Origin of the sequence: Streptomyces sp. NBC_00425 (genome assembly GCF_036030735.1) — a bacterium.
Taxonomy (GTDB): Bacteria; Actinomycetota; Actinomycetes; order Streptomycetales; family Streptomycetaceae; genus Streptomyces.
The window spans coordinates 1690064-1710322 of sequence record NZ_CP107928.1 but is presented as its reverse complement, the minus strand read 5'-3'; the positions used below and the strand labels follow the sequence as shown (position 1 = coordinate 1710322).

18 protein-coding genes and 1 riboswitch are annotated in these 20259 nt (G+C 73.3%); of the genes, 11 read left to right on the top strand and 7 right to left on the bottom strand.

Going from position 1 to position 20259, the window contains the following annotated elements; translation table 11 throughout:
• Positions 1-140: 140 nt before the first annotated feature.
• A complete protein-coding gene (locus OHS82_RS07040; protein WP_328433516.1) occupies positions 141-1529 on the top strand; it encodes a glycoside hydrolase family 43 protein in 1389 nt (462 codons plus the stop codon).
• A 75-nt stretch (positions 1530-1604) separates the two neighbouring features.
• Here the strand turns inward: OHS82_RS07040 and OHS82_RS07035 are convergent, their stop codons facing one another.
• From OHS82_RS07035 to OHS82_RS07025, 3 genes are all read right to left on the bottom strand, one after another.
• Positions 1605-2345, bottom strand: a complete 741-nt coding sequence (locus tag OHS82_RS07035) for an EthD domain-containing protein (RefSeq protein WP_328433515.1) — start codon at positions 2343-2345, stop codon at positions 1605-1607.
• Between the two features lie 95 nt (positions 2346-2440).
• Positions 2441-3727 carry an MFS transporter gene (locus OHS82_RS07030; protein WP_328433514.1) on the bottom strand — a complete coding sequence of 429 codons (1287 nt, stop codon included), beginning with the start codon at positions 3725-3727 and terminating at the stop codon, positions 2441-2443.
• A gap of 282 nt (positions 3728-4009) precedes the next feature.
• Positions 4010-4951 (bottom strand): LysR family transcriptional regulator, encoded by a 942-nt coding sequence (locus OHS82_RS07025; protein ID WP_057581005.1) that lies wholly within the window; start codon positions 4949-4951, stop codon positions 4010-4012.
• Positions 4952-5078: 127 nt separating this feature from the next.
• Between OHS82_RS07025 and OHS82_RS07020 the strand changes: the two genes are divergently transcribed.
• The 9 genes from OHS82_RS07020 (at position 5079) to cobM (ending at position 14280) form a co-directional block, all read left to right on the top strand.
• The gene (locus OHS82_RS07020; protein ID WP_057581004.1) at positions 5079-6071 is read left to right on the top strand and encodes a fumarylacetoacetate hydrolase family protein; all 993 of its coding nucleotides are present in this window, start codon (positions 5079-5081) and stop codon (positions 6069-6071) included.
• On the top strand, positions 6068-7033 hold the full coding sequence (locus OHS82_RS07015; protein ID WP_057581003.1) for a cyclase family protein: 966 nt from the start codon (positions 6068-6070) through the stop codon (positions 7031-7033). Before OHS82_RS07020 ends, OHS82_RS07015 begins: the two co-directional genes overlap by 4 nt.
• A gap of 23 nt (positions 7034-7056) precedes the next feature.
• Positions 7057-8190, top strand: a complete 1134-nt coding sequence (locus OHS82_RS07010) for an FAD-dependent oxidoreductase (protein ID WP_328433513.1) — start codon at positions 7057-7059, stop codon at positions 8188-8190.
• Positions 8187-9257 (top strand): amidohydrolase family protein, encoded by a 1071-nt coding sequence (locus OHS82_RS07005; protein ID WP_328433512.1) that lies wholly within the window; start codon positions 8187-8189, stop codon positions 9255-9257. The genes OHS82_RS07010 and OHS82_RS07005 overlap by 4 nt, the downstream gene beginning before the upstream one ends.
• A 25-nt stretch (positions 9258-9282) precedes the next feature.
• Entirely contained in the window at positions 9283-10221 is a 939-nt protein-coding gene (locus tag OHS82_RS07000) for a VOC family protein (protein ID WP_328433511.1), read from the top strand.
• A gap of 34 nt (positions 10222-10255) precedes the next feature.
• Entirely contained in the window at positions 10256-11227 is a 972-nt protein-coding gene (locus OHS82_RS06995) for a fumarylacetoacetate hydrolase family protein (protein WP_057581001.1), read from the top strand.
• Positions 11224-12045: an SDR family NAD(P)-dependent oxidoreductase gene (locus OHS82_RS06990; protein WP_328433510.1), complete on the top strand. Its 822-nt coding sequence runs from the start codon at positions 11224-11226 to the stop codon at positions 12043-12045. The genes OHS82_RS06995 and OHS82_RS06990 overlap by 4 nt, the downstream gene beginning before the upstream one ends.
• Positions 12046-12253: 208 nt before the next feature.
• Positions 12254-13534 (top strand): precorrin-6y C5,15-methyltransferase (decarboxylating) subunit CbiE, encoded by a 1281-nt coding sequence (gene cbiE, locus OHS82_RS06985; RefSeq protein ID WP_328433509.1) that lies wholly within the window; start codon positions 12254-12256, stop codon positions 13532-13534.
• Entirely contained in the window at positions 13531-14280 is a 750-nt protein-coding gene (cobM, locus tag OHS82_RS06980) for a precorrin-4 C(11)-methyltransferase (RefSeq protein ID WP_057580998.1), read from the top strand. Before cbiE ends, cobM begins: the two co-directional genes overlap by 4 nt.
• Positions 14281-14417: 137 nt before the next feature.
• On the opposite strand, the gene OHS82_RS06975 is transcribed toward cobM, so the two are convergent.
• Complete coding sequence (locus OHS82_RS06975) at positions 14418-15560, bottom strand: cobalt-precorrin-5B (C(1))-methyltransferase (RefSeq protein ID WP_057581095.1); 1143 nt, start codon at positions 15558-15560, stop codon at positions 14418-14420.
• A gap of 18 nt (positions 15561-15578) precedes the next feature.
• Between OHS82_RS06975 and OHS82_RS06970 the strand changes: the two genes are divergently transcribed.
• Positions 15579-16328 (top strand): cobalt-precorrin-6A reductase, encoded by a 750-nt coding sequence (locus OHS82_RS06970; RefSeq protein WP_328433508.1) that lies wholly within the window; start codon positions 15579-15581, stop codon positions 16326-16328.
• Between the two features lie 277 nt (positions 16329-16605).
• Here the strand turns inward: OHS82_RS06970 and OHS82_RS06965 are convergent, their stop codons facing one another.
• The 3 genes from OHS82_RS06965 to cobG are packed head-to-tail and all read right to left on the bottom strand — an operon-like array spanning position 16606 to position 20047.
• Positions 16606-18093, bottom strand: a complete 1488-nt coding sequence (locus OHS82_RS06965) for a precorrin-2 C(20)-methyltransferase (RefSeq protein WP_328433507.1) — start codon at positions 18091-18093, stop codon at positions 16606-16608.
• Complete coding sequence (locus OHS82_RS06960; protein WP_199863846.1) at positions 18090-18761, bottom strand: precorrin-8X methylmutase; 672 nt, start codon at positions 18759-18761, stop codon at positions 18090-18092. Before OHS82_RS06960 ends, OHS82_RS06965 begins: the two co-directional genes overlap by 4 nt.
• A complete protein-coding gene (gene cobG, locus OHS82_RS06955) occupies positions 18758-20047 on the bottom strand; it encodes a precorrin-3B synthase (protein WP_443061829.1) in 1290 nt (429 codons plus the stop codon). The genes OHS82_RS06960 and cobG overlap by 4 nt, the downstream gene beginning before the upstream one ends.
• Before the next feature lie 46 nt (positions 20048-20093).
• Positions 20094-20245: riboswitch (cobalamin riboswitch) on the top strand.
• Positions 20246-20259: the final 14 nt, after the last annotated feature.

Genomic DNA, 20259 nt, shown 5'->3' with positions numbered 1-20259 from the left:
CTTCGGCGGCACAGTCGCCTCACAGGCGCCTCGTGTTCCTGCGCAAAGGATTGACGTGTTCTCGCCCCGCCCCTAGCTTCTGATCGACTTTCCGGACCTTGTTCGGGATGTCGAACCCTGAGCCGTAGGAGAGCCGCACCATGACGACACGTCACCCCGCCCCGTCCCGCCGTGCCCTGCTGCGCGCGATGGCCGTCCTGCCCGCCGCCGCGTTCGTGCTCGGCGAGGCCCCCGGCCTGCTCGGCACGGCCCTCGCCGCCGCGCCCGCCGCCGGATCGGCCACCCGCTACACCATCGTGCCGTTCCTCGACAGCGACGACGGGACGGTGAACGTCTACCAGTCCGACGACGCCACCGACTTCCGGCTGGTGCAGGCCTCCGCGTACACCCCGCCCGCCAACCGCATCCGCGACGCGAGCGTCTTCAAGCACACCAACGGCTACTACTACATCACCTACACCACCCACACCTGGCAGGACGCCAGCACCACCATCGGCTTCGCCCGCAGCTCCGACCGGGTCAACTGGTCTTTCCTGTACGACTACACGGTCCCGATCGCCAACCTCTCCCGCGCCTGGGCGCCGGAGTTCTTCGTCGACAGCGACGGCAGCGTCAACGTCATCGTGTCCTGTTCGACGACGAACGACGAGTGGATCTTCACGCCGTACCTCCTCAAGGCCACCAACTCAAGTCTCACTGCCTGGAGTTCACCGGTCGCCCTGTCCGGCATCGGCGCCAATCACATCGACACGTACATCGTGAAGACCGGCTCGACCTACCACGCGTTCACCAAGAACGAGACGGCGAAGTACATCGAGTACGCGACGGCGTCCAACCTCGCCGGCCCCTACACGATCAAGAAGACCGGCGACTGGGCCGGCTGGGGCAGTTACCGCGAGGGACCGACCGTCATCCAGCTCGACAACGGCGCCTGGCGGATCTTCTTCGACGGCTACGGCGACCACAAGTACTACTACAGCGACAGCTACGACTCCTTCGCGACCTGGAGCGCCCCCAAGGCGCTGCCCGGCATCTCGGGCACGGCGCGCCACTTCACGGTCGTCAAGGAGACGGTGACCGGTGGCCCCACCCTGACCAAGAACGCCACGCGCTCCCTGCGTTCGGGCAACTACACGACCCGCTACTGGCAGGAGCAGTCCGCCCTGCTGAACCTCCCCGTGGTGACCGCTTCCAGCACCGCCGCCGAGAAGCAGGCGGCCACCTTCACCGTCGTCGCCGGACTCGCCGACGCCAACGCCTACTCGTTCCGTGACGCGGCCGGCAAGTACCTGCGCCACTACTCCTTCCGCGGCCGCTTCGACGCCAACGACGGCACGTCCACCTTCGCGCGGGACGCCACCTTCATCGCCCGCACCGGCACGGCCGCCGGCTCGGTCCGCTTCGAGTCGTACAACTACCCCGGCAACTACCTGCGCCACTACAACTACGAACTGCGCGTGGAGCAGTCCGACGGCACGGACCTCTTCCGGCAGGACAGCTCCTTCGTGCCGGTGACAGCCTGGTCCTGAGCCGGGTATGACGCGTCGGCGGATGCGCGGGGCCGGTCGCAGCGATGCCTTGTCGCGGGGAGCCTGGCGGGCGGCTCAGAAGACGGTCACCTCGCGGCTGTAGAGGACGAACGAGCGGGACGGGTCGTAGAAGCCGCCGCTCGGTGCGGACCGCTCCCGCAGGGAACGCTCGTACGAAGGGAAGTGGGTCAGGGCTTCGTCCGGAGAGTCGTAGTACAGGACGGCGACTCCCGCGTACGCGGGTTCGCCTCCGCCGCCGAAGTGGCGCAGCGCCTTCTCGGCCCCCGGGGCCTGCAGGTGCTGAACATGTCCACGCAACGCCTGCACCCGCGGCGCCTCTTCGGCGAGCACCTCCTCATGGGCGGCCCGCCACCGCTCGGCGAAGTCGTCCGGGGTGACTCCTTGCGACCTGTGGAGGAAGTGCAGCACCTTCACGGGCCTCTCGTCGCCGCCCGATGCCGGTGGGGGCGCGAGCACCACGGGGCGGGTCAGCAGGGCCAGGGCGCTGGGCAGGTCGTTGAAGTGGGCGCCGTCGGGGCCGATCACCTCGCGCGAGTACGGGTCGGACATCGTGGCGGCCAGCTCCTCCACGCTGTCGAAGTGCAGCTCGGTGACGGAGTCCCGGCCGAACTCGGTGAGGTGCGCAGGGTCCCCGTCGCTGCCGAAGGACGCGTCGAACACGTGGTTCTGCACATAGCGGCGAATGTGAAGAGGGTTCGCGGCCGACAGAGGTCCGTGCACATGCTGGAGGTGGTGCAGGAACGCTTGGTGCGTCATGCCGGGCTTGCGGCGGACGGCGGCGATCAGGGTCAGCACGGCTCTCCGGTGGAGTGGAGGGGGCAGCATCGCGGGGAGGTCCGCGATGCCGGTCGCGACGGGGGGCTTTCGGGCTGGATCGGAGCCGCGTCGGATCAGCCCGCCGTCTGCCGGACCGGCACTGGGACGGCTCCCGTCCGGCGTCGCCGGGCGGCGACGCCGAGTGCGGCGGTGGCGGCGACCCCGACCAGGGCGAGGACGCCGAGGGCGTTCGCCCTGGTGCCGACGGCGGAGGCGAGGGCGAGCACCACGAGCGGGCAGATGAACTGGCCGAGGAAGAAGGAGCCCGTCCACAGTCCGGTGCCGCGGCCGCGGTCGGCGAAGTCGAGCTTGGACATGGCGAGGGTCAGCAGGCTCGGCAGCATGATGCCGCCGCCGAGGCAGTTGATCACGGCGCCGAGGGTCAGCACGACGGGGCCGGGAGCGAGCCAGATCACCGCGAAGCCGAGGGTGCACAGGCCGAAGGCGGTGGGCAGCCAGTCCTGCGGGCTGCGGCCGGACCTGGTGAAGACGACCGCGCCGATCACGATCGCGGCGCTGGAGCCGGCGCTGGCCAGTCCGATCACGGCGGAGTCGCTCACGCCCATGTCGTCCAGGAGGTACGCCATCTCCACCTGGACGGTGTAGAAGAGGACGGCGCCGAACACGGTCAGCGCGCATGTGCCGGCCAGCGGACGCCAGGGGAAGGGCCGCTCGGCCATCGGTACCGGGGCGGCGGGGGAGGGCTCCTTCGCGTGGGCGTCCGGCCGGGGCTGCGGGAGGAAGGCGGCCATGGCGGGGGCGAGCAGCAGGCTCACGGCATAGGCCCAGAACGGCGCGCGCCAGCCGGCCGATCCGGCCGCACCGCCCAGGACGAAGAAGGCCGTCGCGGAGATCGAGGCGCACATCGTCTGCATCGCGAGATAGCGGTCGCGTTGCCGGCCCGCGTAGTAGTCGCCGAGCAGGGTGGTGCAGCAGGTCATGATGGCGGCTTCGGCGACGCCGACGAGAGCGCGGCTTGCGACGACGGCGACGAGCGAGTCCAGCCACAGGGGAGCGGTGCCGAGGATCGCGTACACCACGGTCGCGACGACGAGGAGGCGTTTACGGCCGAGCCGGTCCACGAGGACGCCGGCGAAGGGGGCCAGCAGGGCCAGGGACAGGGCGGGGATCGTCAGCGCCATGGGGACGAGGGCGTCGGCGCCCGCCACGTCCGCGAAGTGGTCCTGCATCTGCGGCAGGATGGGAGCGATGAGCACCGCGCCCAGGATGGGCAGACAGGCGCCGGCCATCAGCAGCGTGAGGCGAAGCCGGTGGCCGGGGCCGGACACGGTCTGCTCGGGCCGGTCGTCGGTGACCGCAGCGGACGGCGGGGACGGGAGCGGGGACACGGGTGCAGGCATGCGGGAACTCCACGTGGCGTGTCGGGAGGGAACGAACGGGGTGGTGCGGCCGTCGTGGTCGGGCCGGCCGGTACCCGTGGCGGCCTCGGAGCGGGGCGCCGGTGACTGCCGGGCGTCAGGGCGGGCCGGCTCGCCGGGCGCCTGCGCGGTCCCGGCCGCGGTGGCGGTGCGGCTCCGGCGCCGGGTTGAGACGACTATGGACCAGCCGACCGGTCATGCCTAGCCCTCGTCCGATCGATATCGGAGATGCGGATCATCCAGGGCCTGGATGCAGGACCGCCGTCAGCTCGGTGAGCCGGCGGCGGGACGGCCGGGTGCGGACGGGGCCAGCTCCGCGCCCACCCGGGCCGCGGTCTCGCGCAGCCAGATGTGGGCCGCGTCGTGGGTGTGCACCGGGTGCCACCACAGTGCCTCCTGGAGAGGGACCGCACCGTAGGGCGGTTCCATGAGGCGTACGGCGGCCACGCCGCGCAGCAGTTCGGCCAGACGCTGCTGCACCAGAGCGATCCGGCGGGTGCCTGCGACCAGGAAGGGCAGCGCCTGGAAGCTGTCGACGAAGATCTCCACGCGGGGTTCGACGCCGAGCATGCTCAGCTGCCGGGCGGCCGGGGCGTCGTGGGCGCGCTGGTAGATGACCCAGGGCAGCCGTGCCAGGTCGTCCATCGTCAGCTGGTCGCCGACCTCGTCGTTCGTCTCGGCCACCAGGAAGGCCCAGCGGTCGCTGAACAGGTCGGCGGCGGGGAAACCGCTGATGATGCCGCGCGGCATCAGAAGCCCGTCGGCCGTGCTGAGCAGCGGTGCGGTGTCCTCCGTGACGTCGACGGGCGGCCGCTGGAAGCGCAGCCGTACCCCAGGGGCCTCGGCGTGCACGGTCCGGGCGAGCTCGGCGCCGAACACGGCGAGTGCGTAGTCGGAGGTGAGCAGGGTGAACTCGTACTCCTCGCTGCCCGGGGCGAAGTCGGCCCTGCTGCTGAAGACCCGTTCCAGCAGGTCGCAGGCGGTCGAGGTGCGGTCCAGCAGAGCGCGGCCGAGGGCGGTCAGTTCGTACTGCCTGCCGACGCGCGAGAGCAGATCGTCGTCGAAGTGGCGGCGCAGGCGGGCCAGGGCCGCGCTCATGGCCGGCTGACTGAGCCCGACGCGCTGTCCGGCGCGGGTGACGTTGCGTTCCTCCAGCAGGGCCTGCAGGGACAGGACGAGATTGAGGTCGAGGCCGGAGAGGGACACGACGCCTCCAGAGCGAGGCCGCTCGCGGCGGCATTTACCGAACAGATGATCAACATCTCAAGAATCTATTTCCCAGATTACGGCGTGGGGGTCAGATTGGTCCCACCGCAATCTGGAGGACATTCCCGTGAAACCCGCAGCCGCTTCCGCGTCCTTCTCCGGACCCTTCGCCCTTGGCGTCTTCTCCGGCCCTGACCAGGTGTCTTTCCCCGGTCTCCTGATCCCCGGGGGCCGCGTGCTGGATCTTCGCACGGCTCTCGGAGAGCCGGCCCCGACGACCCGGGGGATCCTCGAGCGCTGGGACGAGATGCTCCCCCGCCTGCACGAGCTCGCGGCCGACGAGACGGCCGGCTGGCGACCGTTGGAGCAACTGCGGGCGCACGCGCCGGTCGAGCCCCGCCAGGTCTTCCAGTCCGGCGCCAACTACCGGCAGCATGTGATCGACCTGGAGGTCGCCCATCGGGCCGCCGACGACCCCCGCACCGTGGAGGAGGCGCGCGCGGAGATCGCCGCGGTCATGGACCGGCGGGCGGCCGAGGACCTGCCGTACGTGTTCACCGGTCTGCCGAGCGCGATCACCGGACCCTTCGACGACGTCGTACTTCCGGAGTGGGCCGAACAGCCCGACTGGGAGCTGGAGTTGGCGGCCGTCATCGCCAGGCCCGCCCACCGGGTGACGGTCGAGGAGGCCCTGGGGTACGTCGCCGGCTACACCATCGCCAACGACCTCACCGACCGCGCCACCGTCTTCCGCCGGGACATGAAGGCGATCGGCACCGACTGGCTGCGCTGCAAGAACGCTCCCGGTTTCACCCCGCTCGGCCCGTGGATCGTGCCCGCCGGGTCGATCACCGACCCGGGTGACCTGCGGGTCACCCTGAAGCTCAACGGCGAGACCATGCAGGACGAGTCCACCGAGGACATGCTCTTCGGCATCGCGCGGCTGGTGTCGTACATCTCCCGGACCGCCCGCCTCCTGCCCGGCGACCTGGTGCTCACCGGCAGCCCGGCCGGCAACGGCATGCACTGGGGCCGGCTGCTGCGCGACGGCGACGTCATGGAGGGTTCGATCACCGGTCTCGGCGTGCAGCGCACGCGGTGCGTCCGGGAGACGTCATGAGAGCGGACCGGCGCGATCCCGAGGGGGCGATCGCCGAGGCGGCCAAGGCGTACTCCAACTGGGGGCGGTGGGGCGCGGACGACGTCCTCGGCACACTGAACTTCCTCGACGAGGCCAAGCGCCGCGAAGGCGCGGCACTGGTCCGCCGGGGCGTCGGCTTCTCGCTGTCGCAGCGGTTCGACATGAACGGGCCGCAGAAGGGCTGGCGCCGCCGCACCAACCCCGTGCACACCATGCTGGACACGGGAACGGACGCGGCGCTGGGCAACCAGGGCTTCCCGCACGGCATCGGCGGCGCCGACGACGTGATCGCGATGCCCCTGCAGTGCTCCACCCAGTGGGACGGACTCGGGCACATCTTCGACCACGGCAAGGCGTGGAACGGGCGGGACGCCGCGAAGGTCGTCACCTCCGAAGGCGACCTGGTCACCGGCGTCGAGCACATGGCCCCGCACGTCGCCGGACGCGGCGTCCTCCTCGACGTCGGCCGGGTGATCGGCGACGAACGCGGAGAACTGCCCGACGGGTTCGCGATCACCGCGGAGCACCTGACCGCGACGGCCCGGGCGCACGGTGTGGCCGTCGGACGCGGTGACATCGTCGTCGTCCGGACCGGGCGGCTGGCGCGCGCCCGCCGCGAAGGCTGGGGCGACTACGCGGGCGGCGACTCACCCGGGCTGTCCTTCACCACGGCCGGCTGGCTGCACACGAGCGAGATCGCCGCGATCGCCACCGACACCTGGGGCTTCGAGGTGCGGCCGAACGAGTTCGACGACGCCTTCCAGCCGCTCCACCAGGTGGCCATCCCCAACATGGGCCTGCTGATCGGCGAGATGTGGGACCCCGACGCTCTCGCCGAGGACTGCGCCCGTGACGGCGTGTACGAGTTCTGGCTCACCGCCGCACCCCTGCCCATCACCGGAGCGGTCGGCTCCCCGGTCAACCCGATCGCCGTCAAGTGACCCGCCCAACGAAGGAGTCGGCCATGGAGAGAACGACGCGGAGACCGAGAGTCCTGGTCGTCGGAGGGGGCACCGCCGGCAACGCGGTCACCGTGCTGCTGCGGCGGGCCGGCATCGACGTCGATCTCGTCGAGGCCAGGCCGGACTGGAACGTACGCGGCTCCGGCATCACCCTTCAGGGCAACGCCCTGCGCGTGCTGCGCGAGATCGGCGTCTGGGACGAGGTCCGCGAGCACGGCTTCGCCTTCGATTCCCTGGGGTTGACGACGCCTGACGGCACCGTGCTGCACGTCGGCGAGGTCCTGCGCACCGGCGGAGACGACCTCCCCGCCACCTTGGGCATGCAGCGCCCGGTGCTCCAGCGCATCCTCGTCGACGCCGTCCGGGCGTCCGGCGCGAACGTCCGGCTCGGCACCACCGCCGAGATCCTCACCGACGACGACTCAGCGGTGACCGTCCGGTTCAGCGACGGCGCCGAGGGCCGCTACGACCTCGTCGTGGCCGCCGACGGCCTGCACTCCGCGACCCGCGGGGCCATCGGCATCGACGTCGCACCCGAGCCGACCGGCATGGCCATCTGGCGTGTCCCCGCCCCCCGCCCTGCAGGCGTGGAACGCAGCGACCTCTCCCACGGCGGGCCCTGCTACATCGCCGGCTACACGCCCACCGGCAAGGACACCGTCTACGCCTACCTGGTGGAGCCCAGCCGCGACCGCACCGCCATCCCGCCCGAGTCCTACGCGCGGGAGATGCGCCGCCTCGCCGAGGGCTACGGCGGCGCCTGGCACGAGATCCGCGACTCGATCACCGACCCGGCCCAGGTGAACTACACCTGGTTCGACCGGATGCTGGTCGAGGGGTCCTGGCACCGGGGCCGGGTCGTCCTCGTCGGCGACGCCGCGCACTGCTGCCCGCCCACGATGGCCCAGGGCGCGGCGATGGCCCTGGAGGACGCCTCGGTGCTCTCCCAGCTGCTGACCGGCGGATCCGCCTGGGACACGGAGCTGTTCACGCGCTACCACGAGCGGCGGATCGACCGCGTCCGGATGGTCGTCGACGCGTCCGTGCAGATCGGGCAGTGGCAGCTCGACGGCGTCCCCGGAGACGTGCCCGGCCTGATGGGCGCCACCATGACCGTGCTCAGGGAGCTGCCGTGACGGCCCACCCTCCGCCCGCCACGGCGAGGCGTCCTCAGCCCGACCACCGCCCCTCGAACGCCGACGCGCGCCCCTCCCCGACCGTCGACGTACACGCCCACATCCTGATCCCCGAGGTCGAGGCCTTCGTGGCCGGCCTGCCCAAACTGGCCGAGGCCAGGGACCTCGAGGCCCGCCGCAACGGCCCCGCGTCCCTCGCGGTCAGCGGCCCCATGGTCCGCGCCGTCCTCCCCCGGGCCACCGATGTGCGCCTACGGCTGGCCGCGATGGACGCGCAGGGCGTGGACGTGCAGTTGGTCAGCCCTTCGCCGTCGCACTACCACTACTGGGCGGACGAGGAGACGGCCGAGAAAGTCTGGCGGCTCGCAGCCGAGGCCACGGCCGCACACTGCGCCCAGGCTCCCGACCGGCTGCGCGGGCTCGGCCTGGTCCCCCTCCAGCACCCGCGACAGGCGGTGCGCGCACTCGACCACGCCCTGGAACAGGGGTTGCTTGGCGTGGAGATCTCCAGCCACGCCCCCGGACGGGAACTGTCCGACCCGGCGTACGAGCCCTTGTGGTCGCGGGCCGCGGCGACCGGCGCGATCCTCTTCCTGCACCCCTTCGGCTGCACGCTCGACGAACGCCTCGACCAGTGGTACCTGTCGAACACGGTCGGCCAGCCCACCGAGAACGCCGTCGCCCTCTCGCACCTGATCTTCTCCGGGGTCCTGGACCGGCACCCGGAGCTGAAGCTGATCGCCGCGCACGGCGGCGGCTACCTGCCCACCCACATCGGCCGCTCCGACCACGCCTGGTCCGCCCGGTCCGACGCGGGCGCCGGCTGCGCGCACCTGCCCAGCAGCTACCTCGAGCGCCTGTACTTCGACTCCCTCGTCCACGATCCGCACGTGCTGCGGGCGCTGACCGGCGCGGCCGGCGCGGACCGTGTGCTGCTCGGCTCCGACTTCCCCTTCGACATGGGCACCGAGGACCCCGTCGGCGCACTGCGCGCCGCACGCCTTCCCGACGCCGACTTCCACGCCGTCCGCGGCGGGAACGCGGCGGCCCTGCTGCGCCTGACCTGAACCTCACAGAGAAGGAACCCCCACCATGAGCGCACGCCTGCTGACGCATCTGCGGCACGTCGACCTCGCCGTGCCCGACTACGACAAGCAGCTCGACTTCTACGCCGGCGTCTGGGGCCTGACCAAGGTCGCCGAGGACTCCGGCATCTCCTTCCTCGCCGCCGAGGGCAGCCCCGAACAGTACGTCGTACGCCTGCGCAAGGCCGAGGAGAAGCGCCTCGACCTGGTCTCCTACGGCGCCGGGAGCGCGGCGGACGTGGACGCCCTGGCCGAGCGACTGCTCGCGGGCGGCGTCCAGTTGATCTCCCGGCCGGGCAGGGTGGACACCCCCGGAGGCGGCTACGGCTTCCGCTTCTTCGACATCGACGGCCGCACCATCGAGGTCTCCGCCGACGTGGACGTGCGGCAGCACCGCAGGATCGAGGAGAAGGAGTCCATCCCGGTCAAGCTGTCCCACGTCGTGCTGAACTCACCGGACCTCGACCGGACCCGTGAGTGGTACGAGCGTCACCTCGGCTTCCGCCACTCCGACACGCTCAGCTCGCCGTACGTCGGCGACGTCATGCACTTCATGCGGATCAGCAACCAGCACCACTCCATGGCCATCGCCAAGGGCCCGCACACCTCCCTGCACCACGTCTCCTTCGAGATGCGCGGCCTGGACGAGTACATGCGCGGCTCCGGCCGGGTGATGCGGGCCGGCGTCCAGAAGGTATGGGGCCCCGGCCGGCACGTGGCGGGCGACAACACCTTCACGTACTTCCTCGACCCGCACGGCAACACCGTCGAGTACACGACGGAGTTGGAGCTGCTGGACGAGGACGCCTGGCACCCCCACGTCTACGACTTCTCCCAGCCCGAGGTCACCGACCAGTGGGGCACCGCCAACCCCATGAACGAGCTGGTCGCCAAGGAGTCCTTCAACGACGTCGACCGCGGCGTGTTCGTCGCCCCGCCGGTCTGATCCCTTCGAACACCGTCGGAACCTGGAGCCCTGCATGCGTTTCGCCACCTATGAACACCGACACCGGCGCCGGGTCGCCGTCGTGCAGGAGGACGGCGCCCTCCGCCCGGTCGCCGGGGCGCGCTCGCTCACGGAGCTGATCGGCTCCGGCGACGGACTCGACGCCCTCCTGCGCGCCGGCGCCGCCACGCTCGACGTCCCGCCGGGCCCCCATGTCTCGCAGGTGCGGCTCCTTCCGCCGCTCCAACCGCCCACCGTGCGGGACTTCGTCACCTTCGAGGAACACGTCGAAGGGGTACGGCGTTCCGTGGACGGCGTCGGCGGCGTACCCGAAGCCTGGTACGACGCCCCGACGTTCTACTTCACCAACCCGTACGCCGTCATCGGCGCCCACGACGACGTCCCGGTGCCGCCGGGCAGCGAAGTCCTCGACTTCGAGCTGGAGGTCGCCGCCGTCATCGGCCGGGAGGGGCGGGACCTGACGCCGGAGCAGGCACGGAACCACATCATCGGGTACACGATCTTCAACGACTGGTCGGCCCGCGACCTGCAGTCCCGCGAGATGCAGGTCCGCCTCGGCCCGTGCAAGGGCAAGGACACGGCCGCCACCCTCGGCCCGTACCTGGTCACCGCCGACGAACTGGAGCCGTACCGCGACGCCGACGGGTTTCTGCGCCTCGCGCTGACCGCCTCGGTGAACGGCGAGGTCGTCGGCGAGGACCTGCTGTCCAACATGAGCTGGACCTTCGAGGAGATGGTCGCCTACGCCTCACGCGGCGCCGTCGTCCGCCCCGGCGACGTGCTCGGCTCGGGCACCTGCGGCAACGGCGGCTGCCTCGCCGAGCTGTGGGGCGTCCGGGGCGAGCAGTCCCCGCCTCCGCTGAAGCCGGGCGACACCGTCACGCTCACCGTGGAGGGCATCGGCGCCGTCTCCAACACCGTGATCGCGGGCAGGAACCCGGTGTCGCTGCCGACCGCCCGCCGGCGCACCCGGGAGCGGCCGTGAACGACGGGCGCCCCGGGAGGCTCCTCGGCAGGGTCGTCGTCGTGACCGGTGCCGCGCGTGGCCAGGGCGCCGCCGAGGCCGAGGCCCTGACCCGCGAGGGAGCCCGGGTCATCGCCACCGACGCCACTCCGGCGCCCGGCTGCCGCCGCCTCGACGTCACCGACGAGGAGCAGTGGGCACAGCTGGCCGCTGAACTGCGGGAGTCGTACGGCCAGGTGCACGGCCTGGTGAACAACGCGGGCATCACCTGGCGCGCCCGCCTCGACGAGGTGACCCCCGACGACATCGCCCGCGTCCACGCCGTCAACGTCACCGGCCCACTCCTCGCCATCCAGCACCTGACACCCCTCATGCCGCCCGGCTCGTCCATCGTGAACGTCGGCTCCGTCGCCGCGCTCACCGGCCACTCCCCGGTCGCCTACACGACGAGCAAATGGGCGCTGCGCGGCCTGTCGAAGGCGGCCGTCACGGAACTCGGCCCGCGCGGCATCCGCGTCAACACGATCCACCCCGGCTTCATCGAGACCGAGATGACCGCCTCCGCCGCGTCCGCCTTCCGTGAGGCGAACGTCCGCGAGACTCCGCTCGGCCGCACCGGAACCGTGCACGAGGTCGCCCCGCTCGTGGTCTTCCTCCTGTCCGACGACTCCTCCTTCATCACCGGGGCCGAGATCCCGGTCGACGGTGGACTCACCGCGCACGGCGGCGTCAAGTCCATAGCGGAATCGACGCGTTCGACTGCGGTCGTCTCGGCTCCTGATTCGACTCCAGTGAGGGCGGCTGCTCCGAGCACGGAGGTCGGGCAAGTCCGCCGGTGACGGCGAACGTCCGGGGCCAGCCGTCGATTCCGTGCTGGATCAGCACGGTCACCGACGGCGGCCTCCCGCATGGTGGTGGCGAGCCGCACCGCCGCGGCCGCGCGGCAGGAGGCGGGCGGGGGCACCCGGGCGGGAACGCGCAGGCCACCGCCCAGTAGAGTGCGCCCCTGTCGTCCCGAGCCGTCCACGAACACCGAGGTAGCGCGCAGTGACCCCCGCACGACCAGGACCGTCGCCCGCCGTCACCGCCGCCGTCACCGTCGTCGGGATCGGAGCAGACGGCTGGGCGGGTCTCCCGGAGGCCTCCCGCGCCGCGTTGGGCGCGGCCGAGGTCCTGATCGGGGGTCCGCGTCAGCTGGACCTCCTGCCGCCCGACTGCGCCGGCCTGCGCGTCCCCTGGCCCTCGCCGCTGCGACCCGCGGTCCCCGGCCTCCTCGCCACGCACGCCGGCCGCCGGATCGCCGTCCTGGCCAGCGGGGACCCCATGTTCCACGGCATCGGACGCGCCCTCGCCGAGGAACTCGGCCCCGCGCGACTGCACGTGCTGCCGCACCCCTCGTCGGTCTCCCTCGCCGCCGCCCGGCTCGGCTGGCCGCTCGAGGACGCCGAGGTCGTCACGCTCGTCGGCCGCCCTGCGGCCCGCCTCGCCGGCGCCCTGCACAGCGGCCGGCGGCTCCTCGTCCTCGGCGCGGACGCCGGCGCCCCCGCTCAGATCGCCGCCCTGCTGCGCGACCGGGGTTTCGGGCCCAGCCCGATGCGCGTCCTGGAGCAACTCGGCGGTGCGCGGGAGCACATGACCGCGCCGCGCACCGCCGACGACTGGCCCGCCGACGGACCGCTCGGCGACCCGCTCAACATCGTCGCCGTCGAGTGCCGCCGCGCCCCGCACGCGCTGCGGCTCGGCGCGGGCCCCGGGCTGCCGGACGAGGCGTACGAGCACGACGGGCAGCTCACCAAGCGGCACGTCCGCGCGGCCACGCTCGGCGCACTCGCCCCTGCCCCTGGTGAGCTGCTCTGGGACGTCGGCGGCGGCTCGGGCTCCATCGCGATCGAGTGGATGCGCACGCATCCCTCGTGCCGTGCGGTCACCGTCGAGCGGGACCCGGCGCGGGCCGCGCGCATCGCCCGCAACGCCGACCGGCTCGGGGTGCCCGGACTGCGCGTGGTCACCGGCGCGGCGCCCGCGGCCCTCGCCGAACTCCCGCCGCCCGACGCGGTGTTCGTCGGCGGCGGTCTCACCGCGCCCGGCCTCCTCGACGTCTGCTGGGAGGCGCTGCCGGCCGGCGGGCGACTGGTCGCCAACACCGTGACGATGGAGTCGGAGGCGCTGCTCGCCGAGGCCCGTCGTCGTCACGGAGGCGAGCTGGTGCGGCTGGCGGTGGCGCACGCCGTCCCCGTCGGCGCCTTCACCGGCTGGCGGCAGGCGATGCCGGTGACCCAGTGGGCCGTCCACAAGACCCTCGACACCTCTGCGGGAGAAGACCGATGACCGTGTACTTCATCGGCGCCGGGCCCGGCGCCGCCGACCTGATCACGGTGCGCGGCGCGCGCACGCTCGCCGCCTGCCGGGTCTGTCTGTACGCGGGCAGTCTGGTCCCGCGCGAGCTGCTCGCCGAATGCCCGCCGGACGCACGGCTGGTGGACACCGCCCAGCTGGATCTCGACCGGATCACCGCCGAGCTGGTGCGCGCCCACGAGGAGGGGCACGACGTGGCGCGGCTGCACTCCGGCGACCCGTCGGTGTTCAGCGCCGTCGCCGAGCAGATGCGGCGCCTCGACGCGGCCGGCGTGCCCTACGAGGTCGTCCCCGGCGTGCCCGCCTTCGCCGCCGCGGCCGCCGCCCTCAAGCGCGAGCTGACCGTGCCGACCGTCGGCCAGACCGTCATCCTCACCCGGATCGCCCACCGGGCCACCGCCATGCCCGAGGGCGAGGACCTGGCCACCCTCGGCCGCAGCGGCGCGCTGATCGTGCTGCACCTCGCGGCCCGTTACGTGGACCGGGTCGTCGGCGAGCTCCTTCCGCACTACGGCGCCGACTGCCCCGCCGCCGTCGTCGCCTACGCCTCCCGCCCCGAGGAGCTGATCATCCGTGGCACGCTCGACGAGATCGCCGGCAAGGTGAAGGAGGCCGGGGTGCTGCGCACGGCCGTCATCATGGTCGGCCGGACGCTGGGAGCGGAGCAGTTCCGCGACAGCCACCTCTACTCCCCGGACCGCGACCGCCACATCTGCTGAACGCCCGCGCCCGACGGCGCACAGCGGCGCAGGGCCGGCACGCGTCGGTCACACCCTCACGGGACGAACGGCGCGCGGCTCGGCTGCGGCGGGTCGCGAGCAGGGGGGCAGGGGGCAGGGAGCGGCGGGCAGTGTGGCTACGGTCCGGCCACCGCGCTGCGGCCCACGACCGTCCCCGCGCGGTCGATGCAGATGACGTCGACCGCGACCGGGGCCCCGCGCAGCACGCCCAGCGCCTCGTCGCGGGCGGTCGTCGCCACGAGGTCGCCGAGCGGGACCCCGGCCGCGGCGCACAGCTGGAGCGCTGCGAGCCCCGTGTTGGCGCCGGCCACCTCCGCGGCGAGCGCCGGGCCCGCGCCGCCCCTTCGGGCCAGCTCGGCGAGGAAGCCCTTGTCGACCTGGGAACGGGCCGAGTGCAGGTCGAGGTGGCCCGCGGCGAGCTTGGAGAGCTTGGCGAAGCCGCCGCAGATCGTCAGACGGTCCACGGGATGGCGGCGCACGTACTTCAGGACCGCGCCGGCGAAGTCGCCCATGTCGAGCAGGGCGTCCTCGGGCAGCCGGTACTCGGCGAGGACCGTCCGCTCCGACGTCGACCCCGTGCACCCGGCGACATGCGTGCGGCCCGCAGCCCGGGCCACGTCCACGCCCCGCCGGATGGAGTCGATCCACGCCGAGCAGGAGTACGGCACGACGATCCCGGTCGTGCCGAGGATGGACAGCCCGCCGAGGATGCCCAGACGCGGGTTCCAGGTGGAGCGGGCGATCTCCTCGCCGTGGTCGACGGAGAGGGTGATCTCGACGTCCCCGGCACCGCCGTGCCGGGCCGCCACCTCGGCCACGTGGTCGCGCATCATCTGGCGCGGGACCGGGTTGACGGCGGGCTCCCCGACCGGCAGGGGCAGGCCGGCAAGGGTGACCGTGCCCACGCCGGGCCCCGCCCGGAACACCACCCCGGAACCGGCCGGCAGCAACCGCACCGTGGCCCGGACCAGCGCCCCGTGCGTGACGTCCGGATCGTCGCCGGCGTCCTTCACGATCCCGGCCATGGCGTGCTCGTCCGTCAGCTCCTCGGCCGCCAGGGCGAACGCCGGCGTCTGCCCCTTCGGCAGCGTGATCGTCACCGGGTCGGGGAACCCGCCGGTCAGCAGGGCGGTGTAGGCGGCCGTGGTGGCCGCCGTCGCACAGGCGCCGGTCGTCCAGCCCGGCCGCAGCCCGGTGTGCTTGAGTTGTGCGCCGCGGCCGCCCTTCGGGTCGCCCGCGCCTGCCACGTCACTGCTCATGATCGGATCCGGACTCTCGTGCACGTACTGATTCTCGGCGGAACCACGGAGGCCCGCCGCCTCGCCGAGTTGCTGCACGGCACGCCCGGCCTGGAGCTGACCAGCTCCCTGGCCGGACGGGTGGCCAGTCCCCGGCTGCCGCCGGGCGAGGTCCGCGTCGGTGGCTTCGGCGGGACCGAAGGGCTGACGGCCTGGTTGCGCGAGCGGGCCGTCGACGCGCTCATCGACGCCACCCACCCCTTCGCCGGGACCATCAGCTTCCACGCGGCACGGTCCGCCGCCACCGCCCATGTTCCCCTGCTCGCCCTGCGCCGCCCCGGCTGGGTCCCCGTCGAGGGCGACCGCTGGCACGAGGCCGACTCCCTGGAGCACGCGGCGCGGCTGCTGCCCGCGCTCGGCCGCCGCGTGTTCCTCACCACGGGACGGATGGGCCTGCCCGCGTTCGCCGCCCTGGACGGACCGTGGTTCCTCGTGCGGTCCGTCGACGCGCCCGAGGCCCCGCGCCCGCCGCACTGCGAGATCCTGCTCGACCGCGGCCCCTTCAGCCTGGACGGGGAGCGTGAGCTGCTGCGCCGCCACCGCATCGACGTCGTGGTGACGAAGGACAGCGGAGGAGCGGCGACCGCGCCGAAGCTGACCGCGGCCCGTGAGGCCGGGCTGCCCGTGGTCGTGGTCCGGCGGCCGGCCGTCCCCGAGGGCGTGCCCGAGGTGGAGGAACCCGAGCAGGCGGCCCGCTGGGTGGCGGAGCGCCTCGCCGCCCGCCCCTGACGTCCCGCCGTTCTCACGTCCCGCCCCTGCCGTCCACACGGGAGGGGACCCGGCCCCTGATGCCTTGGCCTCACGCCCGAGCCCGTGCCGTCCGTGTGGGAGGCGTCCTCGCCGTTGCCGTCCGTGCGGGTGGCGTCCTCGTCCCCGGCGCCCGTGCTGGTGGCGTCCCCGCCCGTGCCGGCTGCCCTGCTCACGCCTGTGCCGCCGACGTCCGCGCAGGGTGGCGTCCCCGCCCCTGACGGCCGCGGCGGCGCCGGTCGCCCGGCGCCGCCCACGCTCACGCCTCGGGGTACCGGCGGGGGGTCCAGACGATCTGCTCGCCGTCCCCCCGCCGCACGGCCCGGGTCTGTGAGGAGCCCACCAGCAGGATCGTCCGCATGTCGACCACGGCGGGGTCCAGATCGGCCAGCCGCACGATCCGCACCCGCTCGCCGGGGCCGCCGACGTCGCGCGCGACCACCACCGGGGTGTCCGGCGCCCGGTGCTCCAGCAGCAGCTCGCGCGCCTTGCCCACCTGCCAGGTGCGGCTGTGCGAGCCCGGGTTGTACAGGGCCAGCACCAGGTCCGCCGAGGCCGCCGCGCGCAGCCGATCGGCGATCACCTCCCACGGCTTGAGCCGGTCGGAGAGGGAGATGGTGGCGTAATCGTGGCCGAGCGGGGCGCCCGCGCGGGCGGCGGCTGCGTTGGCGGCGGTCACCCCCGGCAGCACCCGCACCGGCACGTCCGCGTACTCGGGCTGCGAGGCGGCCTCCAGGACGGCGGTCGCCATCGCGAACACCCCCGGGTCGCCGCCGGAGACGACGGCCACCCGCCGCCCGCGCTGCGCCAGCTGCAGCGCGAACTCGGCGCGTTCGGACTCCACCCGGTTGTCGCTGCCGTGCCGCAGCTGTCCGGGCCGCACGGGCACCCGGTCGAGGTACGTGGTGTAGCCCACCAGATCGTCGGCGGCGGCCAGCGCGGCCCGGGTCTCGGGCGTCAGCCACAACGGGCCGGCGGGGCCGGTGCCGACCACCACGACGTCCCCGAGGGGCCGCACGGGACGCTCGGCGTCGACCCGGCTGGGCAGCACGGCCACCGAGAAGTAGGGCACCGACTCCGGGTCCACGTCGGCCAGTTCGCCGGTCCGCTCCCCGCTCATCGTGGCCCGCTCCACGTACCGCGCCTCGTCCAGCCGTCCCGCGGCCTCCAGGGCGCGCCGCACCTTGGGGAAGGTGCGGCCGAGCTTCATCACGACGGCCACGTCGGTGGCGGCGAGCCGCGCGGTGAGCTCTTCCTCGGGCAGCGTGCCCGGCAGCACCGTCAGCACCTCCTCGCCCTCGGCGAGCGGGGCGCCCAGCCGGGCGGCGGCGGCGGACACCGACGTGACACCGGGGACGACCTCGGTCTCGTAACGGTCGGCGAGCCGCTTGTGCATGTGCATGTAGGAGCCGTAGAACAGCGGATCGCCCTCGGCGAGCACCGCGACCGTGCGACCCGCGTCGAGATGCACGGCCAGCCGGGCGGCCGCCTCGGCGTAGAACTCGTCCATGGCGCCCTGGTAGCCGCCCGGGTGGTCGGTGGTCTCCGTGGTGACCGGGTAGACCAGCCGCTCCTCGACGTGGTCGGCGCGCAGGTGCTTCGCCGCGATCGAGCGGGCGATGGACCGGCCGTGCCGCGCGCTGTGATACGCGATCACGTCCGCCTCGCCGATCACCTCGACGGCCCGTACGGTCATCAGGGACGGGTCGCCGGGGCCGAGCCCGACGCCGTACAGCTTGCCGCTCATTCTTCCTCGCTCGCGATCGCGTTGAGCGCGGCGGCCGCGATGGCGCTGCCGCCACGGCGTCCGCGCACCACCAGGTACTCCAGGCCGAGCGTGTTCGCCGCCAGGGCGTCCTTGGACTCGGCCGCGCCGATGAACCCGACCGGCGCGCCGATCACGGCGGCGGGCCGGGGCGCGCCCTCCTCGATCATCTCCAGCAGCCGGAAGAGGGCGGTGGGCGCGTTGCCGACGGCGACCACCGAGCCCTCGAGCCGGTCCCGCCACAGCTCCAGCGCGGCGGCGGTGCGCGTGGTGCCCTGCCGCGCCGCCAGCTCCGGCACGCTCGGGTCGGACAGCGTGCACAGCACGTCGTTGGCGGCGGGCAGCCGACGTCGGGTCACCCCGCTGGCCACCATCTGCACGTCGGTGAAGATCGGCGCGCCGGCCCGCAGGGCCTCGCGGGCGCGGGCCACGACGGACGGCGTGTACGCCAGGTCGTGTACGAGGTCGACCATCCCGCAGGCGTGGATCATCCGGACCGCGACCTGGCTGACGTCGGCGGGCAGTCCTTCGAGGTCGGACTCCGCGCGGATGGTGGCGAAGGACCGGCGGTAGATGGCCGCTCCGTCCTTCTCGTAGTCGTAGCTGCTCACGGTGTTCGTCTCGCTGCTCTCGATGGTGGTACGGCTCATGAGGTGATCGCCGCCAGGGCGGCGGCGAGGTGGTCGGTGTCGGTCATCGGTGCGGTGCGCGTCGGACGGCCCGACCGCACCGCGGACAGCCGGTAGCCGCCGTCGGCGGAGGCGACCACGTCGATCCGGTCGCCGTGGGGGTGTCCGCAGCGCCGTTCGCAGCCGGACCAGTACAGCGGGAGGGGGCAGGCGCCGGCCGCGTCGACAGTGTCGGCCGCGTCGGCCCGGACGTCGGCGTGGGATTTGCCACACCCCGGCCGTCCGACGCACGCGCCGACCCGCGGCCAGGGCGAGGCCGGATCGGTGATGAGACCGGCCGCGGCGAGCCGCACGAGCGACTCGGCCCGCTGCCGTGGGGCCTGGTCCGGCACCGGGACGACGACTCCGCGCCACGGGGTCAGCCGCAGCTCGGTCCCGGCGACCCGCGTCAACTCCCGCCACTGGCGGGCGGAGAGCCGCCCGAGCGGCACGTGCGCGGACAGGGCGTCGCCGACGACACCGGGCGGGGGCCCCTGTGCGACCGCGGCGGCGGCGACTTCCGTCACGGGCGACCGGCCGATGCCCTCGGCGTCCAGACGGTGACGCACCCGCTCCGCCAACTCGCCTCCGGACAGAACGAGTTCGGCCACCCGCCAGACTCCGCCGCCGGACTCCCGTACGGCTTCCAGGAACGTCTCGGCCGCCAGCAGCGCGGCCCGCGGCGCGTCCTGCGCGGACACCCGCACCGCAGCCGGATCGAGCACCGCGCCGCCGTCGCCGGTGGCCCGCAGCGTCACGTCGGCGCCGAGCCCGGCGACGTCCCCGCGCCCGTCGTCCAGGGCGAACAGGAACCGGCCCGACAGCTCCCGCGCCGGTCCGCTCCCGCACAGCGCCGCGTCGAGATCCGACAGCCAGGGCCGGACGTCGTGCAGGCCGCGTCCGTCCAGGCCGGACAACGGCGAGGCGACGATGTTGCGCACCCGCTCGTGCCCGGGGGAGGGCAGCAGTCCGGCCGCGTCCAGCAGGACGGCGAGCTCCGCGCCGCAGCCGTCCGCGAGGCCCCGCAACTGCACGTTGCCGCGCGAGGTCAGATGGATCTCCCCGTCGCCCAGCCGCCCGGCGGCCTCGCCCAGCGCTTCGGTCTGACGGACGCTCAGCACCCCGCCGGGCACCCGGACCCGGGCCAACGCCCCGTCGTCCGCCGCGTGCAGTCGCAACGCCCCGGGGCAGGCGTCACCGCGGTCCCGTGAGACCGCTGTGGCCTGGGATGTTGGACGGAGGTCAGCCGAGGACATGGCGGCGAGCATACCCACGTCCACCTGGGAGGTATGCCTGTGCCCTCTTCCCCCGCCCCTTACTATGCTCTGCGGTGGATCATCCGGTCCGCCGACGCCACGACGGCGACAGGGGAGGAAGCCCGGTGCGAATCCGGCGCGGTCCCGCCACTGTGAGCCCGGCCCTCAGAAGCCGGGCGAGTCAGGAACTCCCGCCGTCCGACACCGCCCGGGGCGCGGACACC

Excerpts from the sequence above, each read along its gene's own strand:
- cobM (WP_057580998.1), top strand. The coding sequence starts at position 13,531 with ATGACCGTGTACTTCATCGGCGCCGGGCCCGGCGCCGCCGACCTGATC.
- OHS82_RS07030 (WP_328433514.1), bottom strand. The coding sequence starts at position 3,727 with ATGCCTGCACCCGTGTCCCCGCTCCCGTCCCCGCCGTCCGCTGCGGTC.
- OHS82_RS06995 (WP_057581001.1), top strand. The coding sequence starts at position 10,256 with ATGCGTTTCGCCACCTATGAACACCGACACCGGCGCCGGGTCGCCGTC.
- OHS82_RS06960 (WP_199863846.1), bottom strand. The coding sequence starts at position 18,761 with ATGAGCCGTACCACCATCGAGAGCAGCGAGACGAACACCGTGAGCAGC.
- OHS82_RS06965 (WP_328433507.1), bottom strand. The coding sequence starts at position 18,093 with ATGAGCGGCAAGCTGTACGGCGTCGGGCTCGGCCCCGGCGACCCGTCC.
- OHS82_RS07015 (WP_057581003.1), top strand. The coding sequence starts at position 6,068 with ATGAGAGCGGACCGGCGCGATCCCGAGGGGGCGATCGCCGAGGCGGCC.
- cobG (WP_443061829.1), bottom strand. The coding sequence starts at position 20,047 with ATGCTCGCCGCCATGTCCTCGGCTGACCTCCGTCCAACATCCCAGGCC.
- OHS82_RS07010 (WP_328433513.1), top strand. The coding sequence starts at position 7,057 with ATGGAGAGAACGACGCGGAGACCGAGAGTCCTGGTCGTCGGAGGGGGC.
- OHS82_RS06975 (WP_057581095.1), bottom strand. The coding sequence starts at position 15,560 with ATGAGCAGTGACGTGGCAGGCGCGGGCGACCCGAAGGGCGGCCGCGGC.
- OHS82_RS07040 (WP_328433516.1), top strand. The coding sequence starts at position 141 with ATGACGACACGTCACCCCGCCCCGTCCCGCCGTGCCCTGCTGCGCGCG.
- OHS82_RS07000 (WP_328433511.1), top strand. The coding sequence starts at position 9,283 with ATGAGCGCACGCCTGCTGACGCATCTGCGGCACGTCGACCTCGCCGTG.